Annotated in this window: 22 protein-coding genes; 11 read left to right on the top strand and 11 right to left on the bottom strand. The window is 72.3% G+C overall.

Annotated elements, in window-relative coordinates:
* Nucleotides 1–71: 71 nt before the first annotated feature.
* The 4 genes from thpR to ACYVHU_RS05675 all read right to left on the bottom strand — a co-directional run bounded on the left by thpR (nucleotide 72) and on the right by ACYVHU_RS05675 (nucleotide 4,355).
* Entirely contained in the window at nucleotides 72–620 is a 549-nt protein-coding gene (gene thpR / locus ACYVHU_RS05690; protein ID WP_078760578.1) for an RNA 2',3'-cyclic phosphodiesterase, read from the bottom strand.
* 94 nt (nucleotides 621–714) lie between these two features.
* Nucleotides 715–1,980, bottom strand: coding sequence for an MFS transporter (locus ACYVHU_RS05685; protein WP_078760579.1), 1,266 nt, complete (start codon nucleotides 1,978–1,980; stop codon nucleotides 715–717).
* Between the two features lie 248 nt (nucleotides 1,981–2,228).
* Nucleotides 2,229–2,678 (bottom strand): MarR family winged helix-turn-helix transcriptional regulator, encoded by a 450-nt coding sequence (locus ACYVHU_RS05680; RefSeq protein ID WP_078760580.1) that lies wholly within the window; start codon nucleotides 2,676–2,678, stop codon nucleotides 2,229–2,231.
* A gap of 156 nt (nucleotides 2,679–2,834) precedes the next feature.
* A complete protein-coding gene (locus ACYVHU_RS05675) occupies nucleotides 2,835–4,355 on the bottom strand; it encodes an NCS2 family permease (RefSeq protein WP_078760581.1) in 1,521 nt (506 codons plus the stop codon).
* Nucleotides 4,356–4,524: 169 nt separating this feature from the next.
* Here ACYVHU_RS05675 and ACYVHU_RS05670 point away from each other — a divergent pair, with 169 nt between their 5' ends.
* On the top strand, nucleotides 4,525–4,860 hold the full coding sequence (locus tag ACYVHU_RS05670; protein WP_078760582.1) for a DUF2530 domain-containing protein: 336 nt from the start codon (nucleotides 4,525–4,527) through the stop codon (nucleotides 4,858–4,860).
* 40 nt (nucleotides 4,861–4,900) lie between these two features.
* Entirely contained in the window at nucleotides 4,901–6,388 is a 1,488-nt protein-coding gene (locus tag ACYVHU_RS05665; protein ID WP_078760583.1) for a DUF7059 domain-containing protein, read from the top strand.
* A gap of 23 nt (nucleotides 6,389–6,411) precedes the next feature.
* On the opposite strand, the gene ACYVHU_RS05660 is transcribed toward ACYVHU_RS05665, so the two are convergent.
* From ACYVHU_RS05660 to ACYVHU_RS05645, 4 genes are all read right to left on the bottom strand, one after another.
* Nucleotides 6,412–9,492 (bottom strand): sacsin N-terminal ATP-binding-like domain-containing protein, encoded by a 3,081-nt coding sequence (locus ACYVHU_RS05660; protein ID WP_078760584.1) that lies wholly within the window; start codon nucleotides 9,490–9,492, stop codon nucleotides 6,412–6,414.
* A 103-nt stretch (nucleotides 9,493–9,595) separates the two neighbouring features.
* Complete coding sequence (locus ACYVHU_RS05655; protein WP_078760585.1) at nucleotides 9,596–10,258, bottom strand: AIM24 family protein; 663 nt, start codon at nucleotides 10,256–10,258, stop codon at nucleotides 9,596–9,598.
* A 126-nt stretch (nucleotides 10,259–10,384) separates the two neighbouring features.
* Nucleotides 10,385–11,140 carry a DUF3027 domain-containing protein gene (locus ACYVHU_RS05650; protein ID WP_078760586.1) on the bottom strand — a complete coding sequence of 252 codons (756 nt, stop codon included), beginning with the start codon at nucleotides 11,138–11,140 and terminating at the stop codon, nucleotides 10,385–10,387.
* A gap of 206 nt (nucleotides 11,141–11,346) precedes the next feature.
* A complete protein-coding gene (locus tag ACYVHU_RS05645) occupies nucleotides 11,347–11,730 on the bottom strand; it encodes a cold-shock protein (RefSeq protein WP_078760587.1) in 384 nt (127 codons plus the stop codon).
* 620 nt (nucleotides 11,731–12,350) lie between these two features.
* On the opposite strand from ACYVHU_RS05645, the gene ACYVHU_RS05640 reads away from it, so the two are divergent.
* The 5 genes from ACYVHU_RS05640 (at nucleotide 12,351) to ACYVHU_RS05620 (ending at nucleotide 18,468) form a co-directional block, all read left to right on the top strand.
* Nucleotides 12,351–14,807 carry a helicase-associated domain-containing protein gene (locus tag ACYVHU_RS05640; RefSeq protein WP_498947708.1) on the top strand — a complete coding sequence of 819 codons (2,457 nt, stop codon included), beginning with the start codon at nucleotides 12,351–12,353 and terminating at the stop codon, nucleotides 14,805–14,807.
* 115 nt (nucleotides 14,808–14,922) lie between these two features.
* Nucleotides 14,923–15,321, top strand: a complete 399-nt coding sequence (locus tag ACYVHU_RS05635; RefSeq protein ID WP_078760589.1) for a hypothetical protein — start codon at nucleotides 14,923–14,925, stop codon at nucleotides 15,319–15,321.
* 108 nt (nucleotides 15,322–15,429) lie between these two features.
* Nucleotides 15,430–15,837, top strand: a complete 408-nt coding sequence (locus tag ACYVHU_RS05630) for a hypothetical protein (RefSeq protein WP_078760590.1) — start codon at nucleotides 15,430–15,432, stop codon at nucleotides 15,835–15,837.
* 204 nt (nucleotides 15,838–16,041) lie between these two features.
* A complete protein-coding gene (locus ACYVHU_RS05625) occupies nucleotides 16,042–17,694 on the top strand; it encodes a DNA repair helicase XPB (RefSeq protein WP_078760591.1) in 1,653 nt (550 codons plus the stop codon).
* Between the two features lie 72 nt (nucleotides 17,695–17,766).
* Nucleotides 17,767–18,468: a polysaccharide deacetylase family protein gene (locus ACYVHU_RS05620; RefSeq protein WP_498947706.1), complete on the top strand. Its 702-nt coding sequence runs from the start codon at nucleotides 17,767–17,769 to the stop codon at nucleotides 18,466–18,468.
* Here ACYVHU_RS05620 and ACYVHU_RS05615 read toward each other — a convergent pair.
* Complete coding sequence (locus ACYVHU_RS05615; protein WP_394330033.1) at nucleotides 18,465–18,830, bottom strand: hypothetical protein; 366 nt, start codon at nucleotides 18,828–18,830, stop codon at nucleotides 18,465–18,467. The genes ACYVHU_RS05620 and ACYVHU_RS05615 overlap by 4 nt on opposite strands.
* A gap of 148 nt (nucleotides 18,831–18,978) precedes the next feature.
* Here ACYVHU_RS05615 and ACYVHU_RS05610 point away from each other — a divergent pair, with 148 nt between their 5' ends.
* The gene (locus ACYVHU_RS05610) at nucleotides 18,979–19,974 is read left to right on the top strand and encodes a R2-like ligand-binding oxidase (RefSeq protein WP_078760592.1); all 996 of its coding nucleotides are present in this window, start codon (nucleotides 18,979–18,981) and stop codon (nucleotides 19,972–19,974) included.
* A gap of 48 nt (nucleotides 19,975–20,022) precedes the next feature.
* On the top strand, nucleotides 20,023–20,451 hold the full coding sequence (locus ACYVHU_RS05605; RefSeq protein WP_078760593.1) for an NUDIX hydrolase: 429 nt from the start codon (nucleotides 20,023–20,025) through the stop codon (nucleotides 20,449–20,451).
* Between the two features lie 51 nt (nucleotides 20,452–20,502).
* Here ACYVHU_RS05605 and ACYVHU_RS05600 read toward each other — a convergent pair whose 3' ends face one another.
* Together ACYVHU_RS05600 and ACYVHU_RS05595 are read right to left on the bottom strand one after the other, a co-directional pair.
* On the bottom strand, nucleotides 20,503–21,195 hold the full coding sequence (locus ACYVHU_RS05600; protein WP_078760594.1) for a carbonic anhydrase: 693 nt from the start codon (nucleotides 21,193–21,195) through the stop codon (nucleotides 20,503–20,505).
* Nucleotides 21,196–21,361: 166 nt separating this feature from the next.
* The gene (locus ACYVHU_RS05595; RefSeq protein WP_498947702.1) at nucleotides 21,362–22,399 is read right to left on the bottom strand and encodes an LLM class flavin-dependent oxidoreductase; all 1,038 of its coding nucleotides are present in this window, start codon (nucleotides 22,397–22,399) and stop codon (nucleotides 21,362–21,364) included.
* A gap of 95 nt (nucleotides 22,400–22,494) precedes the next feature.
* Between ACYVHU_RS05595 and ACYVHU_RS05590 the strand changes: the two genes are divergently transcribed.
* Together ACYVHU_RS05590 and ACYVHU_RS05585 are read left to right on the top strand one after the other, a co-directional pair.
* Nucleotides 22,495–23,340: a hypothetical protein gene (locus ACYVHU_RS05590; RefSeq protein WP_498947701.1), complete on the top strand. Its 846-nt coding sequence runs from the start codon at nucleotides 22,495–22,497 to the stop codon at nucleotides 23,338–23,340.
* Between the two features lie 3 nt (nucleotides 23,341–23,343).
* Nucleotides 23,344–23,559 (top strand): hypothetical protein, encoded by a 216-nt coding sequence (locus tag ACYVHU_RS05585; RefSeq protein ID WP_432938186.1) that lies wholly within the window; start codon nucleotides 23,344–23,346, stop codon nucleotides 23,557–23,559.
* Nucleotides 23,560–23,593 lie beyond the last annotated feature (34 nt).

The following is a 23,593-nucleotide window of genomic DNA, read 5'->3' as shown; positions in this document are numbered from 1 at the left end:
GATTGTTGGTGAGCATGCTCATGTTCGGATCCCGATTCTGCGGTGGGCGGATGTGCCGTGGGGTGTCGTCCTCAGGCTAACGGCCAGGTGGCAAGGGTCTGGTACCGGGGAGCGCCGTCCAGACGGCTGTGGACCAGCCGCACCTCGGTGGCCGTCCACGGCCGGGTGTCGATCCCGGCGAGGGCGGCGCGCTGGCCGCTCAGGTCGGTGGGGGCCTTCGCCCGGGCCAGGGTGAGGTGGGGCACGTAGCGGCGGTGCTCGACCTCCAGGCCGAGGTCGCGGGCGGTGTCCCCCAGGGCCGTGGCCAGGCGGGCCAGCGCGGCGGTCTCGCCGGCCACCCCGGCCCACAGCACGCGGGCCCGGGCGGGATCGCCGGGAAAGGTGCCGGCGCCGCGCAGCCGCAGCAGCGGGGCCGGGTGCCGGGCGACCTCAGCGGCCAGTCCGGCGCCGATCGGTTCGATCCGCTCCTCGGCCACCTCACCGAGGAACAGCAGTGTGACGTGCCACTTCTCCCGGGAGGCCCACCGGATTCCGCGCGGCCCCGGACGGGCCGCCGCCACGGCGGCGCCGACCTCTTCGAGCAGCGCGCCGGGCGGGTCGATCGCCACGAACAGCCGCATCCGCTCCCCCTGTCCCCGATCCCTGGTTTCGAGGGTAGGGCCACGGCCCGCGCCGCGCGGGCCGTGGGGAGCGCGCGGCGCGGGTCAGTCCCGCTCAGTCCTGCCCGGTCGCGCCGACCGGACGGCGCGTGACCCGCACGAAGGGGCGGCCGCGCGCGGGCCGGACCGTGACACCGAGGTGGCGGGCCAGCAGGACCGCGGCCAGCACGGTCACCACGACCGTCACGACGCCGCCCGTGGCCAGGCTGACGCGCGGGCCGAAGGCGTCGGCGAGGAAGCCGACGATGGGGGCGCCGATCGGGGCCATGCCGAGGAAGACGAACATGTACATGCTCATCACCCGGCCGCGCATCTGGGGGTCCACCCCCAGTTGGAACAGCGCGTTCATCGACGTGTTGAACGTGAGGAAGGCGATCCCCATGGGGACCAGGACCACGATGAACGGCAGGTAGCCCGGCACGACGGCGGACAGCGTCTCCAGCGCGCCGAACGCGAACGCGCCGATGAGGACCGTGCGCAGCCGGGGACGGTCGCGGCGGGCGGCGAGGAGCGCGCCGGCCAGGGCGCCGATCGCGATCGCCGCGGCGGCGACCCCGAAGGCGTCGGGACCGGCGCGGTAGACGTTGTTGGTCATCAACGCGATCTGGTTCTGCACGTTGGCGCCGAACATCTGGAGGAAGGCGGTCATCACCAGGAGCAGCAGCAGGTCGCGGCGGCCCACGATGTAGCGCAGCCCCTCCCTGATCTGTCCCTTGGCCCGTGGGACCGGCTCGGTGACGTGCAGTTCCCCGGGGCGGATCAGCCACAGGCCGCCCAGGACGGCGATGAACGACAGGGCGTTGATGAGGAAGACCGGCCCGCTGCCGATCGCGGCGATGAGCAGGCCCGCGATCGCCGGACCGGTGACCCGGCCGAGCTGGAAGCTGGCGCTGTTCAACGCGATCGCGTTGGGCAGGTCGGTGCGGCCGACCATCTCCACCACGAAGGTCTGCCGCGCGGGGTTGTCGAGGACCGTGACCAGGCCCAGCGCGAAGGCGAAGACGTAGACGTGCCACACCTGCGCCGCCCCCGCGGTGGCCAGGACGCCCAGGATCAGCGCGAGGACGCCCATGGCGGCCTGGGTGGCGATGAGCAGGCGGCGTTTGTTCATCCGGTCCACGAGCGTGCCGCCCCACAGGCCGAACAGCAGCATCGGCAGGAACTGCAACGCCGTGGTCAGGCCGAGCGCCATGCCGCTGCCCCCGCTGAGCTGGAGGACCAGCCAGTCCTGGGCGATCCGCTGCATCCAGGTCCCCGTGTTGGAGACGACCTGGCCGATGGCGAAGAGACGGTAGTTGCGGATGGTCAACGACCGGAACATCGCCGGACCGCGGCTTTTCGACGCGGTCCGGGAAGATCCGGCCGGTGCCGTGGGCTCCTCCTCGAGGGGGCCGGCGGGGGCCGGGGCGTCGTCGGGGGTCGCCTCGGAGGCGGGGGCGATCGTGCCCTCGGCGTCGGGGGTGGGGCCGGTGGCGGAGTCGGTGTGGAGTCGGGTCGTGCGGTCTCGAGATGGGGTCGCGGCGGCCGTGATTCCTCCCGGTTCGTCGGTTTCCCCGCCGTCTCCCGTCGTCAGGACTGACTCAGCCGGTCCAGGATCTCCGCGGCCTTGCGCAACGTCGCCTTCTCGTCGGGGGTCAGCTCGCCGAGACGCTGGGTCAGCCACGCCTCCCGGCGCCTGCGATCGGCGCGCACCAGGCGGATCCCCTCCTCGGTCAGCTCGACGAGCTGCTGGCGCCGGTCGTCCGGATGCTTCGTCCGGTGCACCAGCTCCCGTTCCTCCAGCGCCGCGATGATCCTCGTCATCGACGGCGGCTGCACCTTCTCGTGGTCGGCGAGCGCCCGTGGCGTCATCTGCCCGTGCCGGGCGAGCGTGAACAGCACGGCGGTCTGCCCCAGGGAGAGCGAGGCGTCGGGCCGCTGTGCGCGGAGTCTCCTGGCGAGCCTGCCCACGGCGACGCGCAGCACCGCGGCCAGACCGGCGTCGGTCCTGGTCTGCTGGGATACGGTGGGATGCTTCATTAGCAGAACTCATTACTTTTGCTAACAGTATCTCGCGGTGCCGCATTTCACGACGTGTGACACCCAGGTCCATGGCTCCCGTCACAGCAGGCCACGGATACGCGAAGTGCCCCGTCCAAATAGCGGACAGGGCACTGTAGCGCGGCGCGGGCCGGATCAGGCCATACCCAGGGCCGCCTCGATCGGTCCCATGCAGAAGAAGACGAGGAAGGCGACCGCGACGATCCACATCAGGGGGTGGATCTCCTTGAACCGCCCCTGAGCGACCTTGATGATCGTGTAGCTGACGAACCCGGCCCCGATACCGTGGGCGATCGAGTACGAGAACGGCATGACGACGATCGTCAGGAACGCGGGGATCGCGATGCTGTAGTCGGAGAAGTCGATCCTGGTGACCTGGGTCATCATCAGGAAGCCCACGACGATGAGGACCGGCGTGGCGGCCTCGAACGGCACCAGGTTGACCAGCGGCGAGAACAACGTGGCGATGAGGAACAGCACGCCCGCGATCACCGAGGCGAAGCCCGTGCGCGCGCCCTCGCCGGCGGCCGCCGCGGACTCCGCGTAGACCGTCGCCGAGGAGGCCGACGCCGCGCCGCCCGCGGCGGCGGCCAGCGAGTCGACGACCAGGACGTTGCGGGCGCCGGGCAGGTCGCCGTCCTTGGTGAGCAGGCCGGCCTGGCCGGCGACGCCGACCATCGTGCCCATCGTGTCGAAGAAGTCCGCCAGCAGGAGCGTGAAGACCAGCAGGAGCGCCGCGACGATCCCGACCTCCCGGAAACCGCCCAGCAGGTTGAACTCGCCGATGAGGCCGAAGTCGGGGATGCCGATGACGGACCCCGAGAGCTCGGGCACGTTGAGCGACCAGCCCGTCGGGTTGGGGCCGTCCTCACCCCCGGCGGAGGGGCCGATCGAGGCGACCGCCTCGACCACGATCGCCAGCACGGTCGCGGCGATGATGCCGATCAGCATCGCGCCCTTGACCTTGCGGACCAGGAGCACGATCGTCAGGAACAGACCGACGACGAACACCAGGAGCGGCCAGCCGGCGAGCCCACCGGGGCCGCCGAGCTGGACCGGGACGGTGCTGTTGGCCGCGTCGGGGACCCGGCGGATGAACCCGGCGTTGACGAATCCGACCAGGGTCAGGAACAGGCCCAGGCCGACCGCGATCGCGGTCTTCAGCCCGGCCGGGATGGCCCGGAACACGGCGGTGCGGAACCCGGTCAGCACGAGGACCAGCAGGATGAGCCCCTCGATGACGACCAGACCCATCGCGTCGGCCCAGGTCATGTCGGGGGCGATGGTGACGGCGAGGGTGGCGTTGAGCCCCATGCCGGCCGCCAGACCGAGCGGGTAGCGGCCGACGATGCCCATGAGGATCGTCATGACGCCGGCGACCAGGGAGGTGACGGCGGCCACCATCGGGATGGCGACCGAGACGTCTTCGGCGCCGCCGACCAGCGCGCCCTCACCGTCGACGGCGGTACCGATGATCAACGGGTTGAGGACGACGATGTAGGCCATGGCGAAGAACATCGCCAGGCCGCCACGCGTCTCGCGGCCGAAGTCGGAGCCACGCGCGGAGATCTGGAAGTAACCGTCCAGACGGCCCTTGAGGCCGCGCTGCGTGGACGGTGAGGAGGTCGTGGACGGGGGAACGGGCGGTTGCTTCACTCACTTAAGCCTGACATGTCCGAGTTACGGTACTAAGACAGGTTAATTGCATCTTTCTCCAAGTCAGGACGCTTGTGAGGCTTTCCTCTTTGGAGGATCATCCAAGTCCACCCGGGGATCGCCGCCCGCGCCGGGCCTCGGGGGACGGACGATCGTCTAGCCTGAAACCGTGCGCAAACCCCGCCGCCCCGACCCCGAGGTCCTCGAGTTCGACTACCGCGTCCCCACCGCCTTGGGGTCGATCGGTTGGACGGTCGCGCTCGTGGTCCTCCTGGCCATGGGCGACCGCCTGCCCCTCGAGTCCCGCTGGTGGATCTGGGTGTGCGTGACCGGGATCGCCCTCGGCGTCTTCGCCTACTTCTACATCCCCCGCCTCCTGCGCAAACGCGCCGAGGCCGAACAGCGGCACGCCGCCCGCAGGAACGCCGGATCCAAGCCCCCCGCCTCCGCGGCGCCGGCCGAGGGGGCCGGCCCGTCCGGAACGACCTCGGACGCAGCCCCCTGAGCCGGGATCCTTTCCGGTATATGTCCTTGATAATGGGCTAGTGCCTGATTCGCTTCGCCCTCTCTCGCCCCGGCTCGCCGAGCGACTGCGTCAGATCCTGATCGACGCCGACTACACCGTGTCCGGCGTGCGCGACCGACTCGGGAGCACGGCCGCCCGCGCCCTCGCCCGCGAGCAGCTCGTCCCCGCGCTGCGCGCCACCGGCGGCGAGGAGCGCCTCGGCGTGCTGCTGCGGCTGTGGTGGCTTCAGGAACCCGTCGCGGAGGAGGCCGCCCGCGCCATCCTGCCGGTCCCCGAACTCGCCGACGTCGGCCTGCTGGCGGTCTCGGGCGGCACGGTCCGGGCGCGGGTGCACCTGGGCCCGTGGGAGCTCGACGGGGGACGGCCCGGCTACGTCGTCTCCGACCTGACGGTCCGCCCCGGCCACGGACAGCCCCGCCCCGACCACGTCGTGGGAGCCGGCGGCGCCTCCATGACGCTGTCCGAACTCCTGGTGGACGGCCCGGTGGAGCGCGCGCTCGACATCGGCACGGGATGCGGCGTGCAGTCACTGCACCTGTCCGGCCGCGCCGGAGAGGTCTGGGCCACCGACCTCAACCCCCGCGCGCTGCGGATGGCCGAGATGAGCTGCGCGCTGTCGGGGGTCTCCAACGTCCGCACCCGCGAGGGGTCGCTGTACGAGCCGGTCGCCGAGGAGCGGTTCGACCTGATCGTCTCCAACCCTCCGTTCGTGGTCACCCCCGGCTCCGCCCGCTACACCTACCGCGAGTCGGGGATGGCCGGTGACGCGGTGTGCGCCGAGATCGTCCGCAACGCCCCCGCCCACCTCACCGACGGGGGCTGGTGCCAGCTCCTCGCGAACTGGCTGCACGTGGACGGCGAGGACTGGCGCGACCGGGTGGGCGAATGGGTCACCGGCACGGGATGCTCCGGCTGGGTGGTCCAACGCGACGTCCAGGACCCGGCCGAGTACGTCGAACTGTGGCTGCGCGACTCCTGCGAGCACGGCACCCCCGAGTACACCCGCCGCTACGACGCCTGGCTGGACTACTTCGAGCGCGAGGGCATCAAGGGCATCGGCTTCGGCTGGATCTGCCTGCGCAACGACGTCGCCCAGGACGCCGCGGTCCGGATCGAGGAGCTGCGCCACGAGATCGAACGCCCCGTCGGCGGCTACCTGCCCGACGTGGTGGACGGGGCGATGACCTCGCACCGCCTCACCGACGCCGCCCTGCTGTCGGCCCACCTCGCCCTCGCCCCCGGCGTGAAGGAGGAGCGGATCGGGGTGCCGGGCGCCCCCGACCCCGAACGCATCCTGCTGCGGCAGAGCGACGGCCTGCACCGAGTCGCCCAGGTGGGCACCGTGGAGGCCGCGCTGGCGGGGGTGTGCGACGGGACGATGCCCGTGGGCCCCCTGCTCGACGCGATCGCGGAGCTGACCGGCCAGGACCCGGCCGAGCTACGCGCCCGCACCCCCGACGTGCTGCGCGGGCTGATCGCCGAGGGGTTCTTCCGCGTGGCCCGCTGACCCGGCCGCCCTCGTGCCGGGGCTCAGGCGGTGGGCAGCGGATCGAGGTCGGCCTCGGCCAGCAGGTCGGAGACGGTCTGCGGGTCGCGCAGCACCGCCGAGACGAGGTGGCGGCGTTCCCACCGGCCCGCCCCCCAGGCCAGCGCGCGGGCCAGGCCGTCGCTCGTGGAGGCGTGCACCGCGCCCTTGACCCGGCGCCACTCCACCGGCACCCCGTCGACGAGCAGTTCCTCGTGATGCAGGTAGGTGAGCACGTCGGTGTCCAGGAAGACGCGCACGACGTCGGGGACCGGGCGGATCTCCCCCGACGAGGTGACCCGTCCCTCGATCTCCTCGCCGGCCAGCGCGACGTCGAGCACGTCGGCGAGGGTCTCCGCGAGGTCGGCGGGGGCCAGGATCACCGGCCGGTCGGCGAGCAGCGGGAGAAGGTCGGGCTCGTCGACCACGACGGCCTCCTCGGCGTCGACGACCACGAGCGCGCCCGCGCGCACCGCGCGCACGGCCTCGGGAGGCGTCACCCGGTCGGGTCCGACCACGGCCAGCGCCGTCCAGATGCCGCGCAGCCCCTCGCGCGACACCTTCAGGGAGGGATCGGCCAGGCGTTCCAGCAGCTCGTCGGGGCCGTCCGGCTCGGCCAGCAGGTCCGCGAGGGAGTCGCGCACCCCCAGGGCCCGGGCGAGCCCGATGTCGATCCCGGCCGGCAGCTCGGCGTAGAGCCCGCGCAGGGCGGGGTCGGCCGTAGGGAGCCGCAGCTCGGTGGGCGGCCGACCATCGATCAGGGCGCCCGTGCGCAGCCACCAGGCGGTGTAGGAGGGCACCTGGACGGTCCGGCCGTCGGCGCCCAGCACCCGGGCCGGATCGGCGACGGCGGCGCGCGGCCCGGGCGCGGTGAGCAGGTCGAGCGCCCGCGGCCAGCGGTCCTCGCGGACGAACTCCAGGTCGCGCACCCCGACGAACTCGGGGACGACGGGGGGCAGCTCGGGATCGCCCAGTCGTTCGGCGACCTCGGCGGCCCACTCCTCCAGGCCGTCCAAGGGCAGGTCGTCCTCTGCCGCGAGCGCGTCCGCGAGGGTCACGTCCTCGGCCCGCAGCACCGCGAAGGAGCGCAGGACGCCGACGGCCTCAAGGGCCTCGGCGCCGTGGCGTTCGACGAGCTCGCCATCGACGACCCCGAACGGGGCGTCCTCGACGAACACCTCGCGCAACGGGCTGTCGGGGAGCAGCAGCTCGCCGGCCGGCGAATAGCCGCCCTCGTCGTCGCGCAGGGCGAGCTCGGCCAGCCACGGCGCCTCGTCCACCGTGAAACCGGTGGCCGACACCAGTTCGAGCACCGCGTGGGCGATGCCATCGGGCTCGTCGGCGTCCAGGGAGTGCTCGACCGCCGCCCGGGTCGACGGGTCGGTGAGGACGGCCCGCTCGTTGGCCTCGACCGCGCCCAGCCGTAGCAGCAGCGGATCGGCGGCCCGCGGGTGGACGATGCGCAGCCCCAGGGGGACCAGCGAGTCGGGGTCGAGCGCCCCCGAGGCGAACGCCTCGCCGCTGGGCAGCAGCAGCCCGCGCGGGCCGCGTACGAGCCTGCCGTCGACCAGGGGGACGGCGAGCGCGCCGAGCTCGCCGAGGTCGGCGCCGCCGGCCCCCGCGCCGCGCAGCGCGGCGTACAGGCGCGCCCACCACTCGGGGTCCCGTTCCAGGTCGGCGAGCATGTCGGCGAGTTCGGCCAGGCCCAGACGGCGCGTCCGGAGCGCGGCCAGCCCCGGGTGCCGGGGGTCGTAGGTCCCCGGAAGCAGGTTGGCCACCACGTCGCCGAGCACATCGGTGAGCTCGGCCCCACCCTCGATCACGACCGCGTCGCGCGGGCGCACGGGATCGCCGGACACGGTGGCGAGGAACGGCGTGTCGCGGATCCGTTCGGCGGCCAGGGCGCGGAAACGCGCGTCGAACTCGCCGCTTGCCAGGGTGGGGAGGGGAACGAGGTCGGGCGCCTTGCGCGGACCGACCTGACACAGCAGGTCGCAGTAGGCGTCGACGGCCGCGCCGAGCAGCGCGTCGGCGGCCGGGCCGGAGGCGACGCGCCGCCGGTCGGGGGTGAGCGGGAAGGAGGCGATGAGCAGGGCGGGAAGGTGCAGCCCGGCGTCACTGGGGGTGGGGGCGTGCACGACCCGGGGGACGTCGGAGGGCGGCGGCACGGGATCGCCGGCGTCGTCGAGCGCGACGGCCCAGGTGAGCGCCCAGGTGGAGCGTTCGCGTTCCTCGGTGGGACGGTCGGCCAGCAGTTCGGGGGCGAACCGCCCCGTACGGGTGAGGGTGTGCCACACGGTCACGCGCTCGCCCGAGGTGTCGCGGACGGACACCGTGACCTGCCCGGACGCGGGGCCGGGGTCGGCGCGCAATACCCGGACGGCACCGTCGAGGTCGATCTCGACCTGGGCCAGCGCGGGCAGCGCGAGCAGCAGCGCCTGGCCGGTCTCGCGCAGCTGCCGGGCCAGGCGGTCGCGGGCGTCGGAGTCGCGCAGGAGCAGGCGGACCTCGGTGTCGTACCCCTCGGGCGGGGCCGCGTCGGCCTCGAAGGGCAGCCGGAGCAGCGGGACCGCCCCCGCCCGACGCTCGATCTCGGCCGCGAGCCCGGGACGCGCTCCAGAGGCGAGCAGGGCGGCCCGGACCTCGGCGAGGGCGCGTTCCCGCTCCCAGCGGACGGCACCGTCCCGCGAGGCGATGGTGACGTCGTCGCTCAGGGCGGCGACCGCGGAGAACCCGACACCGAACCGGCCGGCCGTGGCGGAATCGGCGGGATCGCGCTTGGCCGAGGCGCGCAGTGTGGACAGGGACTCGACCCCGGCGGCGGTGAGCGGGGCTCCGGTGTTGGCCGCGGCGAACACCGCGCCGCGCAGCGCCAGCCGCAACCGTCCGCGACCGCCGGCCCGCGCGGCGGCGTCAGCGGCGTTTTGGGCCAGCTCCACGACCACCCGGTCGCGGTAGCCCCCGAGGGCGTAGTCCTCCTCGGCGTTGGCGTCCTCGCGGAAGCGAGCGGGCGAGTCGGCCCAGCCGTTGAGGACGCGCCGGCGCAGCTCGGCGACGCCGAACGGATCGACCTTGGCCTGGACCATGCGGGCTCCTCCCGAAACGGTGCGGGACTACGGTACGCGACCCGGGCCCGGGCGCCACGCCGTTTTCCACCTCTCGTCCGATCTCGGGAGGAGCCGCACCGTTCTAGCCCTGCTGGACCGGGACCTGGGGGCCCTCCGACGCCTGGACGAGCACGAACCCCTGGCCCTCGAAGGCGAGCTGGACCGCCTCGCCGCTGCCGCGCCCGATCAGCGCGCCGGCCTTCACGGTGCGCCGCACGCCGGTGCGCAGCGAACTGGACCAGGCGACGGCGGAGTCGGTGTCGACGAAGGTGGGCTGGTCGACGTTGAGCATCACCGGGGTGCCGTGGCAGGCGATGGCCAGCCGCCCCTGACCGGTGAACACCGTGTTGAACAGGCCCCCGGCCGCGATGCCGGCGCCTTCGACCCGCCGGATGTCCCACTGGAGGCCCGACTCGAAGGCGAGCACGTTCTCGCCGTTGACGGTGACGGAGTCGCCCTCCAGGTCGATCACGTGGATCTCCCAGGCGTCGCGGGCCAGGAACACGTCGCCCCGCCCCGACACCCTCATCAGCGGGAGCCCCTCGCCGGTGATGGCCTTCTTGAACAGCCGACCGATCCCGCCCGCGCCCTGGTAGGCGAAGTCGACCTCGCCCTGGTAGGCCACCATCGCGCCCTGGCGGGCGAAGAACTCCCCGTTCAGGGCGACCCGCAGCATCTTGGAGTTCTGCAGGGTCATGCCGGGCCCGCTGGTCTCCCGGGCCTGGTTGAAGAGTTCACTGCGCACGATCGGTTCCCTTCGGCTGTCCTGGTGGGGTGGTGTCCCCAGATGGGACGCGCGGGACGCGACAAGGGTTCCATGACGGCCCGTCCCACCTCCGCGGACACACCCGGCGGAGGCGGGACGGTCGGACTATTTCTCGGACGAGACGAGTTCGAGCTCGCTGGTGTCGTCGAAGACGATGTGGTCGTACCCCATCTCGTCGACGACCGGCGAGACCCGCTCGCTCCGGGAGGCCGGCGGGGCGGCCTCGGAGTGGGCGCCACAGCCGTGGTCCATCGAGACGACCCTGCCGTCGTCGGGCGCGTACTCGTTGGCGCAGACGCCGAACAGCTGGCGGAACTCCCCCGCCAACGGCGTCATGAAGCCACAGGTGGCGCACTTGGCCGGGGCGGCGTTGGCGATCGGGCTGTCCGGGCCCGAGGGACCGGTGTACCAGCGCTCGGCGGCGGCCTCGCGCCCCGCCTCGGACAGCACCCGGGCGCGGCCCAGGCCGAGCTCCCAGACCATCTGGCGGTCGGTGCCGTCCTCGCTGAGGTCGCCCTCGGCGACCTGGGCGTAGCCGGGCATCAGCCGCTCGTCGTCCTCGGGCGCCGGCAGGAGGTCACCGACACCCAGGTCACCCGGGCGGAGACGTTCCTTCCAGGGCAACCACTCGGGAGCGAGCAGCGCTTCGGAACCGGGCAGCAGCACCGCCTCGTTCACCGTGACGTACTTGGCGCGCGCGGCGCGCACCACGGTGACGGCGTAGTGCCAGCCCGGGTAGGCGGGATCCAGGCAGGCGAAGAAGTGGGTGACCAGGCGATCGCCCTCGACTTGCGTGGAGAGGTGTTCACCCACCCACTCCGGCCGGCCGATTTCGGCGGCGGCGGAACGGGCCAGGTCCACCGCCTCAATACATGCCTTGTCTGGTGTGGGAGAACGACGGGTACGGCTCACGTTTCCATTTTCGCTGATTACGGGCACCAACTTGACCATGCCGACGATCGATAGCCGACCGTTACGTGGCCATCAGGACGACATGACCCGCCCCGCCGCGGCGACGCGGCGGGGCGCGGCCGGCGACCGGCTCCCTGACTCCAGGCGCCCGGAAGCTATGCCTCCAGGTCGTCGGCGACGACGCGGAGCACGTGGGCGATCTTGGCCGCATCACGGCGGTCGGGGTGTTTCCCCCTACGGTATGTGGTCGAGATACCGTCGAGGAGCTTGATCAGGTCCTCGACGATGATCACCATCTCGTCGGGTTTCTTGCGCAACGCCTTGGCCACCGACCTCGGCGCATCGAGCAGTTTCACCTGGAGGGCCTGGACCCCCTTGCGTCCCTCGACGACACCGAACTCCACCCGCTGCCCGGGGCGCAGGACGGTGGTGCCCGGGGGAAGGGCGGAGGAATGCACGAAGACCTCACCACCGTCGTCACGGGTGAGGAAGCCGAATCCCTTGTCGCTGTCGTACCACTTGACCTTGCCGGTGGGCACGTGTGACCTCATCGCTCTCGACATCGGACCAAGACGAAGGAGCCGACCGAAATCCCAGCGCACACCGCTGTTCGCCCGGTTGGCCCCTAATACGGCATCTTCCCACAGGGGGGTTTTCAGGCTAGTCCTCGGCGCTCCGGAGAGGCGAGGGGGCAGACCAGCGAATTGGTGTCCACAACGGGTAATCCACGGCCGTAACCGGTCACCGGACGGTCCGGATGGACGAGAGGTCCGGAGAACGTTCCCCGGACCTCCCCCGACGGCACCTCTCCACCGCTGGTTGCGGAGTTGTGGGACGGGACCCGGCGGTCTCGGGATGCCGTCGCCTCGGCGGCGCATCCGACCGGGGCTGCCCCCGGCGGTCCATGGCACTGGCGCGGCCACCGACCCGGATCGCCGTCGCGTTCCCCGACGTCTTCGAGAGCGGAACGGAACGCAGTGACATCATTACCCCTCACCCCTCCCCGCATTCCAGCGAAACCCCAGGTCAAAGAGGTTATTCCAGCTCGTTTACCTTGTCATGGGATGCGCCGGGGCGTGTCCGGGGGACCCCTCCGGGCATGACGCCCCCGACCTCTCCCGGGCCGATGGCACCGTGCCATGGCATAGCGTGATGAGCGATGATCGACGACGCCGGCCCTGCGGCCCACCAGGGTGCAGGGCGTCCTCCCACCTACACGTCCTGGCTGCGCGAACGTTCCGACGCCGAACTCGACGCGCTCCTCGCCGCGCGACCCGACCTGCTCACGCCGGTCCCGGCCGACATCGCGGCGCTGGCCGCCCGGGCGGCGTCGCGCCCCTCGGTCGTGCGCGTCCTCGACCAGCTCCACCTCTTCGAACTCCAGGTGCTCGAAGGGGTGGTCGCGCTGGGCGATGAGCGCTCCGGACGCTCCCCGCACGGGGTGGCCCCCTCCGCGCTCGCCACGGCCATGGCGGCTCCCACGGACCGGTTCGCGGCCGCGCTGGAGCGGCTGCGCGCCACGGCACTGGTGTGGGAGGAGGAGGGGCGGCTGCGCCCCGTCACCGCGCTGCGCGACATCCTGCCCCGTCCGGCCGGGCTCGGGCCTCCCCTCCGCGTCCTCCTCAGCGGACGTCCCCTGTCCCAGCTCGACCGGCTGGCCGCCGACCTGGGACTGCCCACCGGCTATGGCGAGGGTGACCCCGCCGACCGCCTCTCCGCGGCCCTGTGCTCCCCCGACCGCGTCGACGCCCTGCTCGACGACGCCGGTCCCGACGCCCGGTCCGTGCTCGACCGTCTCGTCTGGGGGCCGCCCGACGGCACGGTCTCCCAGGCCCGGCCCGACGCCGACATCGCGTCGGCCGCCTCCCCGGTCGAGCGGCTGCTCGCCCGCGGCCTCCTCTACGTCACCGGCGAGCACACCGTCACCCTGCCCCGCGAGATCGCGCTGCGCCTCCGCGGCGGACGGCTGTTCCGCGAGGCCGCCCCTCACCCTCCCGAACTCGACGGCCCTCAACGCTCCCCCTTGACGGTGACCCGGGCCGCGGCCGGGCAGGCGTTCACCGTCATCCGCTACGTCGAGGAGCTTGTGGAGCACTGGGCCGAGGACCCTCCCTCGGTGCTGCGCAGCGGCGGGCTGGGAGTACGCGACCTGCGACGCAGCGCCCGCCTCCTCGACACCGACGACACCACGGCCGCCGTCGTCATCGAGGCGGCCCACACGGCCGGACTGATCGCCGCCACCTCCGAGGTGGACGGGGAATGGCTGCCCACCGGCCACTACGACGTGTGGCGGGTCACCGAACCGGCCCGACGCTGGGCGCTCCTGGCCTCGGCCTGGCTGGGCTCGACCCGGGTGGCGAGCCTGGCCGGCTCCACCGACGCGCGCGGACGCTCCCGCAACGTGCTCGGCGAAGGGCTGGACCGGCGCCCGGCCCCCGAGGTACGCCGGGACGTGCTCGGGGTCCTCGCCGAGGCGCCCGAGGGGACCGCGCCCACCCGCGACTCCATCGCCGCCCGCCTGGCCTGGCGACGCCCCCGCCGGCAGGGCCGGGGCTTCGACGAGCTCCTCGACTCCACCCTCGCCGAGGCCGCCCTGCTCGGCCTGACCGGCCGGGACGCGCTCGCCCCGCACACCCGCGCGCTGCTCGACGAGACCACGGACGGCCAAACCGTCGCCGAGGCGGCCGACTCCGCCACCGTCCGCGCGCTCGCCGCCGAACTCCCCGAGCCCGTCGACCACATCCTGATCCAGGGCGACCTCACCGCCATCGCGCCCGGCCCCCTCGTCCCCTCGCTGGCCCGCGAACTGGCGCTCGCCGCCGACGTCGAATCGACCGGCGGGGCCACCGTCTACCGGTTCGGCGAATCGTCCATCCGGCGCGCGCTGGACGCCGGACATGGCGCCGCGGACCTCATCGGCCTCTTGGAGCGGCACTCGAAGACACCGCTGCCCCAGGCGCTGCGCTACCTGATCGCCGACGTCGCCCGCCGGCACGGCCGGCTTCGGGTCGGCACCGCCTCCAGCTACCTGCGCTGTGACGAGCCCGCGCTCCTGGACGAGCTCCTCGGCGACCGCAGGGCCGACGACCTCGTGCTGGTCCGGCTCGCGCCCACCGTCGTCGCCAGCCGGACCACCCGGCCGGTCCTCCTGGACAGGCTGACGGAACTCGGCTACCACCCGGTCCCCGAGGCGGCCGACGGGACGATGCAGCTGAGCCGCCCGGACGCGCGACGGGCGGAGGAGCACGCCCCCGACGGGGGCCTCGACAGCCCTCCGGTCCCCGGTCCCCGGCTGCGCGCGGCCGCGGTGCGCGCCCTGCGCGCCGGCGACGAGGCGGCGACGGCCGCGCGCACCCCCGTCGCGGCCCCGCCCAACGGACCGTCCCGTCCCTCCACCGCCGCGACGCTCACGGCGTTGAACCGGGCCGCGGCGCAGGGACAGCGGGTGTGGATCGGCTACCTCGACCCCGAGGGGCGGGCCAGCAGCCACATCGTGGAGCCGCAGCGCGTGGACGGCGGTTTCCTCACCGCCTACGACGCGACCCGCGACGCGGTCCGCCGGTTCACCGTCCACCGCATCACCGGGGTCGCCTCGTTGGAGCGGGACGGCGCCTGAGGGGCCGCGACGGCTCGCCCGCCGGTTCCCCCTCCGGCCCTGCGCGGCAGGTCCCGGTCTGATGAGATAGGACCGTATCCGGTCGCCGATCCGCGGAGAGGGGCAGCGAACGCCCATGAGTCACCCCCCGTCGCTCCCCCCGGGAGCCTCCTCCCCCGACGAGAGCCGCCCCTTCCGCGGGCGTCCCCGGGACCCCGACGGCGTCCGGGAGGTCTCCTCCGATCGGCCCGCCGGCGGCTCCAGCAGCTCCACGATGGCCCTGGTGCTGCACGCGCTGACCTTCCTGTGCTGCGCGAACTGGCTGTTCGGGGTGATCGGCATCGTGTTCGCGGTCCGTGCCGCGCACAAACGCGACCGCGGTCTCCACGAGGAGGCCGAGACCCTGACCCGCTACTCCTGGTACTGCCTCGGCGCCGGCGCGGTGATGCTCCTGGTCACCGTGATCCTGTCCGGCATCATCCTCACCCAGGCCGGATCGTGGGTGAACGACATCGCGCCGGTCACCAACTACTGACCCCTCCCCGGGCATGGCCGAACCTCCTCCCCGGCTTCTGTAGGGTCGGATGCCGAAGACGAGGACGACGCCCTCCACGGGGGCTCCGAGGAACGGAAGCGGGGAGCGATGAGCAGCCAGTGGCCACCGGAGTACGGGAACGGTGGCCCTCCCGGGGGAGCCGGCTGGGGTGGCGGGTACGGCCAGCCCAGCGGGTATGACCAGCCCGGTGGATACGGACAGGGCGGCGGATGGAGCGGCGGCGGCTACGGTCCCCCCTACCCGCCGGCGAGCCCGCCCCCGTCCAAGGGCAGTACGATCTTCGCCCTGGTCGTCGCCATCGTGATCACCGTCCTGTGCTGCGGCGCGACGAACATCGTGGGCATCGTGTTCGCGGCCATCGCGCTGAGCAAGGACCGCGAACCCGACCAGGCGGAGAAGTTCACCCGTTGGGCGTGGTTGTGCAACCTCATCCACATCGGGCTGCTCGCCATCGGCGCCGTCGTCATCGGGATCATCATCGCCACGAGCCCGTGACCGGTCGCGGCCAGCGGCGGAGACAGTGTGGCGGATCCCGCGCGCGGGAATTCTCCCGGGTCGGGGCCGCGTTGGTCTGTGGCGGGACGGTATCGCCCGTCCCCGCCGCACCGTCCCCCACCCGGCGGACATAAGGCGCGCCCCCCGTCAGCCGGGGCCGCGTGCCCCGGCCCGAGGCGGCGCACCGCCGGAAGAAGGAGAACCGTGACCGCCGGACCGCTCATCGTCCAGTCCGATAAGACCCTCCTCCTCGAGGTCGACCACGAGCTGGCCGACGAGTGCCGCCGCGCGATCGCGCCGTTCGCCGAACTGGAACGCGCCCCCGAGCACGTCCACACCTACCGGGTCACCCCCCTCGCCCTGTGGAACGCGCGCGCCGCCGGCCACGACGCCGAACAGGTCGTCGACGCCTTCATCGCCTACTCGCGCTACCCCGTCCCCCACTCGCTGCTCGTCGACGTCGCCGACACCATGGACCGTTACGGGCGGCTGCGGCTCGTCACCCACCCGGCCCACGGCCTGGTGCTGGAGGCCGTGGACCGCGCGGTGCTGGAGGAGGTCGTCCGTTCCAAGCGGATCGCGCCGATGCTCGGCGACCGCATCGGTTCCGACAGCGTCGTCGTCCACCCCAGCGAACGCGGCAACCTCAAACAGGCCCTGCTCAAGCTCGGCTGGCCGGCCGAGGACCTGGCCGGCTACATCGACGGCGAGGCCCACCCGATCGAGTTGGCCAAGGGCGACTGGGAGCTGCGCGGCTACCAGCGGGAGGCCGCCGAGAGCTTCCACTCCGGCGGCTCGGGCGTCGTCGTACTGCCGTGCGGCGCGGGAAAGACGGTCGTCGGCGCGGCGGCGATGGCGCTGACGAAGGCGACCACCCTGATCCTGGTGACCAACACCGTCTCGGTGCACCAGTGGCGCGCCGAACTCCTGCGCCGCACCAGCCTCACCGAGGACGAGATCGGCGAGTACTCCGGCGCCCGCAAGGACATCCGGCCGGTCACCATCGCGACCTACCAGGTGATGGCGGCGCGCCGCAAAGGCGTCCACACCCACCTGGAACTGTTCGAGGCGCGCGACTGGGGCCTGATCATCTACGACGAGGTCCACCTGTTGCCGGCCCCCATCTTCCGGATGACCGCCGACCTCCAGGCCCGTCGCCGCCTGGGACTGACGGCGACGCTGGTCCGCGAGGACGGCCGCGAGGGGGACGTGTTCTCCCTCATCGGCCCCAAGCGGTACGACGCCCCCTGGAAGGAGATGGAGAACCAGGGGTGGATCGCGCCGGCCGACTGTGTCGAGGTCAGGGTCGCGTTGGGCGACGATGAGCGGCTCGCCTACGCCACGGCCGAGCCCGAGGACAAGTACCGCTTCTGCGCTTCGGCCCCGGCCAAGATCGAGGTGGTGCGCGAACTCGTGCAGCGCCACGCGGAGGAGCAGATCCTCGTCATCGGCTCCTACATCGACCAGCTCGACGAGATCGCCGCCGCCCTGGACGCCCCCGTCATCAAGGGCGAGACCAAGGTCGCCGAGCGCGAACGGCTGTTCGGGGACTTCCGCTCGGGGAGGCTGCGCACGCTCGTGGTCTCCAAGGTCGCGAACTTCTCGATCGACCTGCCCGAGGCGGGGGTCGCCATCCAGGTGTCGGGCTCGTTCGGGTCGCGCCAGGAGGAGGCGCAGCGGCTGGGCCGGGTTCTGCGCCCCAAGAGCGACGGCCGTGGCGCCCGCTTCTACGCGGTCGTCACGCGCGACACCCTCGACCAGGACTACGCGGCACACCGTCAGCGTTTCCTCGCCGAACAGGGCTACGCCTACCGGATCGTCGACTCCGGTGACGTGCTCGCCGGCAACGAGATCTGAACCGCCCCACCGCCCCCTTTCCCCCTGTCCTCGGAGGTCCGCGTGGCCCTGGGTTCCCCCCGTCTTCGACGCGTGTGCGCGATCGCCTCGGCCCTGCTCGCCGTCGTCCTGGTGCTCGCCGGCACGAGAGCCGTCATGAACGCGCGCTCGTTCCAGTTCTACGGCGGGATCGTCCACCGGGTCGAGACGCAGGACCGGGTCGTCGCGCTGACCTTCGACGACGGCCCGTCCGAACACACCGACGAGGTCCTGGCGACGCTGGCCGACCTGGGGGTGCCCGCGACGTTCTTCCTGACCGGCCGCGAGCTGGAGGAACGTCCGGACCTCGGCAGGCGGATCGCCGCCGCCGGCCACCAGATCGGCAACCACTCCTACTCCCACCAGCGGATGGTGCTGCGCTCACCGGAGTTCATCGCCGAGGAGATCGAACGCACCGACGCGGCGATCCGGGCCACCGGCTACTCGGGTGAGATCGTCTTCCGCCCGCCCAACGGCAAGAAGCTCGTGGCGCTCCCCCGCTACCTGGACGCGACCGGACGCACGACGGTCACCTGGGACGTCGAACCGGACTCCGCCGGGACCTCCGACGCCGCCGCCATCACCCGGCAGACGCTGCGCGAGGTAGGACCGGGTTCGATCGTGCTGCTGCACCCCATGTACGGTGCCCGCCAGGCCACCCGCGACGCCATCCGCCCGATCGTCGAAGGACTCCAGGCCGACGGCTACCGCCTGGTCACCGTCGAGGAGCTCATCGCGGCGGGCACCGAGGGCTAGACCGAGGGCAGGCCGCCCAGGACGAAGGTGGAACCCGCGATCACCCAGGCGATGAGGGAGTAGCCGAGCGTCTGCGCGCGCAGGCCGGGCCGCTCGCGCAACCCGGGGGTGATGAAGGCCGCGACCATGAGGATCAGCGCGAGCATCGCGGGAATCAGCGACGCGATCGCGAACAGCGTCATCTGGTCGACGCAATCGGCGTAACCGGCGGCCGACGGACTCCCACAGAACACGTTTTCTCCCGGATCTCCGAACACGAACAGCAGGTAGGAAACCGCCACTAGGGCATTGGCGATGAGCAGCGCCACCGGCGCCGCGGTCACGGGGCTGCGGGGCCGCGACCGGCCCCGTGCGGACGACACCTCCCGACGGTACCGTTTCGCGGGACGCGATGTGCGGCTCGGACACGGCCGGCCATGGCCGCGTCACGGAGATTTCCCCCGCGCCCTTTACCCGGTACCCGGGGCCGCCCATCATGGGATGGCAGCGCCCCCCAGCGGAGGGAAGACCATGCCAGCTCCGTCCCGCCCCGCGCCCCCGCCGCCGGCTCCCCGCCGCGACGGCTTCCATTCCCTCCGCGCCGGCGGCCTGAACTGGGATTCCCTCCCGCTCCGGCTGTTCGCCAAGGGCAACGCCCGCTTCTGGGATCCCGCCGCCATCGACCTGAGCCGAGACGCCGAGGACTGGGCCGCCCTGCCCGCCTCGGCCCGGGAGCCGATTCTACGGTTGTGCGCCCAGTTCGTCGCCGGCGAGGAGGCGGTGACCCAGGACATCCAGCCGTTCGTCCGCGCAATGGCGGCCGAGGGGCGTCTCGGCGACGAGATGTACCTGACCCAGTTCGCCTTCGAGGAGGCCAAGCACGTCCAGGCCTTCCGCCGCTGGTTGGACGCGTTGGGCGTCGACGTCGACCTGCACGCCCATGTACGCGACAGCCCCGGTTACCGCGTCCTGTTCTACGAGGAGCTGCCCGCCGCGCTCGCCGCGCTCGACGACGATCCGGGACCGCGCAACCAGGTCCGCGCCTCGGTGACCTACAACCACATCATCGAGGGCTCGCTGGCGCTGACCGGCTACCACTCCTGGCAGCACATCTGCACGGCGCGGGGCCTGTTCCCGGGCATGCGCCGGATCATCCGGCACATCGGCGACGACGAACGTCGCCACATGGCCTGGGGCACCTTCACCTGCCGTCGCCACGTCGCCGCTGACGACGCCAACTGGTCCGTCGCCGAGGAACGGGTGCGCGAGCTGCTCCCCCACGTGCTGGCGGTCGTGGGGCCGGTGGGCCCGGGCGTCCGGGGCAACACCAGCGCGAACACGGACGCCTCCACGCCCCCGCCCGAGAAGCTGGTGGAGTACGCGCGAGACCGGGCGCTGCGACGGTTGGGCGCGATCGAGACGGCGCGGGGGATGGCGCCGGAGCAGATCGACGCCGACGCCTCCCCCGAGGCGTTGGAGGAACGGTTCGGCGAGGAGGATCGCACCGCCTTCGCCGAGGGCGGCTGACCTGCCGGGACCGGCCGCCGTCACCCGGGAGCGCCTATCCTGGGGGACATGGGAACCTCCGCCTCCTCGGCTGCCGCGCCGGCGGTCATCGACGCCCTCGCCTGGGTCCACGTGCGGGAGGGCAGGGTGCTCAAGGTACGTTCCACCGGCAAGGACGCCTACTATCTCCCGGGCGGCAAGCGTGAGCCCGGCGAGAGCGACGCCGAGGCGCTGCTCCGCGAGGTCGAGGAGGAGCTGTCGGTCCGGTTGCGGCCCGAGACGCTGGAACCGTTCGCGGTGATCGACGCCGAGGCGCACGGCCACGCCCCGGGCACCCGGGTCCGGCTGACCTGCTACACCGCCGAGCACGACGGCGAGCCCGTTCCCAGCAGGGAGATCGAGGAGATCGCCTGGCTCGGCCTCGACGACGCCGCGCGGTGTGCCCCGGCCGGGCGGCGGGTCCTGGAACGGCTGCACGAACGCGGCCTGATCGGCTGACGGCCGGCCCGCGCCGCGGCAGCGGGCGCGGACCGGCGGCACGGCACCGGATCAGTCGAGGAAGCTCACCCGGGAGTCGTCGAGGTCGTAACGGGCCGCGACGACCCGGAGGGACCCGTCGGCGACGTGCCCGGCGAGCTCGGGATCGGCGCGCAGCAGTCCGGCGATGTGCCGCGCGTTGGCGCTGACACCGGCGTCGACCGGGTCGTCGCCCCCGGGAGTCGCCTCGATCACCGGCAGGATCTGTTCGACGAGGTAGCCGACATGCCCACCGGGGACCTGCCCGGTCTCGTGGGCGTCGACCGCGGCGGCCACGGCGCCGCAGGAGGCGTGGCCGAGCACCACGATCAGGGGCACGTGCAGGTGCTCGACGCCGTAGACGATGCTGCCGAGGACGGACTCGTCGAGGACCTGCCCGGCGGAACGGACGGTGAAGAGGTCGCCCAGCCCCCGGTCGAAGACCAGCTCCGGGGGGACCCGGGAGTCGGCGCAGCCGAGAATGATCGCGAAGGGCTGCTGGCCGGCGACCAGCTCGGAGCGCCGGGCCGCGCCCTCGTGGGGGTGGCGCTGCTCCCCACGCTGCCAGCGCAGGTTGCCCTTCTTCAGCAGGTCGAGGGCTGAGGTGGCATCGACGGCCGCCCCCTCTGGCAGCGGCGCGGCGAGGGCCGTTGCCGAGCCCGCCAGGAGCGCTCCCGCTCCCGCGACGAACGAAGCGCCTAAAGCGGTCCGACGTGACATCACCATGCGGTTTCCCCGTTCTCTGACATGTGACATTTCGCCACGAAACTCAAAAAACGGGGAAATATCAGTCTTGAGAACTTGAAAAATGAATGGGATTTTTTGCGAGAAAAGTACTCCTATCGCACCATCTATATACTTTTGTCGCTTTTCCGGGGGTCGGGCGGCCACTTCAGGCCAGAGCCGCGACCCGGGCCAGGCGCCGGTAGGAATCGAGCATCTCCTCCCGGTCGAACGTGCTGGTGGTCACCAACAGCTCGTCGGCGCCCGTACGCTCGACCAGCCCCTCCAGCGCCTGAGCCACCTCCTCGCCCGTCCCGTGGACGTGGCCCCGCATCGCGGCGTCGAACCGCTCCCGCTCCTGCCGGGACATCACGCGCCCCTCGATCTCCTCCGCGGGCTCCAGCGGAGGAAAGACGCCATGGACCCTTGCGTGGGCGTTCGCCCACGCCTCCGGCACCAACAGCGACCGGGCGCGCTCGGCGCTCTCGGCGACCGCGACGTTGCCCGACACCACCACGTAAGGGGCCTGGGACCACACCGAAGGGCGGAACCGCTCCCGGTAGCGGGCGATCAGATCGACCATCCGCCCCTCCCCTCCCACCGGGGCGACCACCAAGGGCAGTCCCAGACCCGCCGCGACCAGCGCGCCCTCACCGGTGGCCAACAGGAAGGGCGCCGGCCTCAGCCCCTCCCCCGGATAGGCCCGCACCCCCGAAGGGCGGGACGGGTCACCAGTGAAATAGCCGAGCAGCTCGGCCAGGCGCTCGGAGAAGTCGGCGGTGGCGTCCATGCCGGTGCCCAGGGCCCGTCTGATGGCCCCGGTGAAGGCGAGGGAACGCCCCACCCCCATGTCGATACGCCCCGGGTGCAGCGCCTGGAGCACGCCGAACTGCTCGGCCACCACGAGCGGCCGGTGGTTGGGAAGCATCACTCCCCCCGTCCCCACCCGGATACGCGAGGTGGCCGCGGCGACCGCCGCGGCGAGGACCGTGGGCGCGGGACCGGCCAGCCCGGGGACCCCGTGATGCTCGGAGACCCAGAAACGGTGGTAGCCCAGCTCCTCCACCCGCCGAGCGAAACGCACCGTCTCCCGGACCGCTTCGGCGGGTTCCCGGCCCCGGCGGACACTGGATCGGTCGAGGACGGACAGGGGGATCGAACGCAGTCGTCGTGAGGTCGCCACGTCGTTGCCAACACCACGGAACACCGGGAATTCCAGCCGTGGGGGAAACTTCCGGCATCGGACCACCGATCGCCCCGATCCACAGTGACACGGCCGATACCTTCGGTAACTTCGCGACCGTGCCCACACGAGATCACGAGATCCTGATCCAGATGTTCCGCAACGCCCCCTCCCTGGCTCCGGCGCTGCTGAACGAGGCCCTCGGGATGAGGATCCCCGACCATTCCGAGTCCAGGGTCGAGCCGGGAGACCTCACCGACTGCGAACCCACCGAATACCGCGCCGACGCGGTGGTCACGCTGCGCTCCGACGGCCCGGTGCTGGCCGTGGTCGTGGAGATCCAACGCGGACGCGACCCCGGCAAGAGGCTGACCTGGCCCGTCTACCTGGCCACGGTCCGCGCCCGGTTGAACTGTCCCGCCGTGCTGCTGGTGCTGTGCCCCGACGAGTCGACCGCGACCTGGTGCGGCTCCCCCATCGACATGGGGCATCCGGGTTGGGTCCTGACCCCCCTGGCCGTCGGCCCGGACACGATTCCGGCTCTCACCGATCCGGAGCGCGCGGTCCGCTCACCCGAGCTGGCCGTGCTGTCGGCCCTCGCCCACGGTGAGGACCCCCGGGTGCTCGACGCGCTCGAACACTCGCTGCGATCGATCGATGACGCACGGATGCGGCTCTACACTGACTATGTGCTCGCGGCGCTTCCCGAGACCGCCCGGAAGTACCTGGAGGAACTGATGGCAACGGGAACCTACGAATACCAGAGCGACTTCGCCCGCAAGTACGTGGCCGAGGGGAAGGCCGAGGGGAAGGCCGAGAGCGTCCTGGCCGTGCTCTCCGCACGCGACATCCCGGTCACCGACGAGGCTCGCCAGCGCATCACCACCTGCACCGACCTCGACCTCCTCGACACCTGGCTCCGCCGCGCCGCCACCGCCCACACCACCCACGACATCTTCGGCTGAACGGTGACACCCGGAACCCACGAATACCAGAGCGACTTCGCCCGCAAATACGTGGCCGAGGGGAAGGCCGAGAGCGTCCTGGCCGTGCTCTCCGCACGCGACATCCCCGTCACCGACGAGGCCCGCCAGCGCATCACCACCTGCACCGACCTCGACCTCCTCGACACCTGGCTCCGCCGCGCCGCCACCGCCCACACCACCCACGACATCTTCGGCTGAACGGTGACACCCGGAACCCACGAATACCAGAGCG

This window comes from Marinactinospora endophytica (assembly GCF_054780875.1).
Note: the sequence above shows the minus strand (reverse complement) of the source record. Positions and strands in the feature narration are given on the sequence as shown.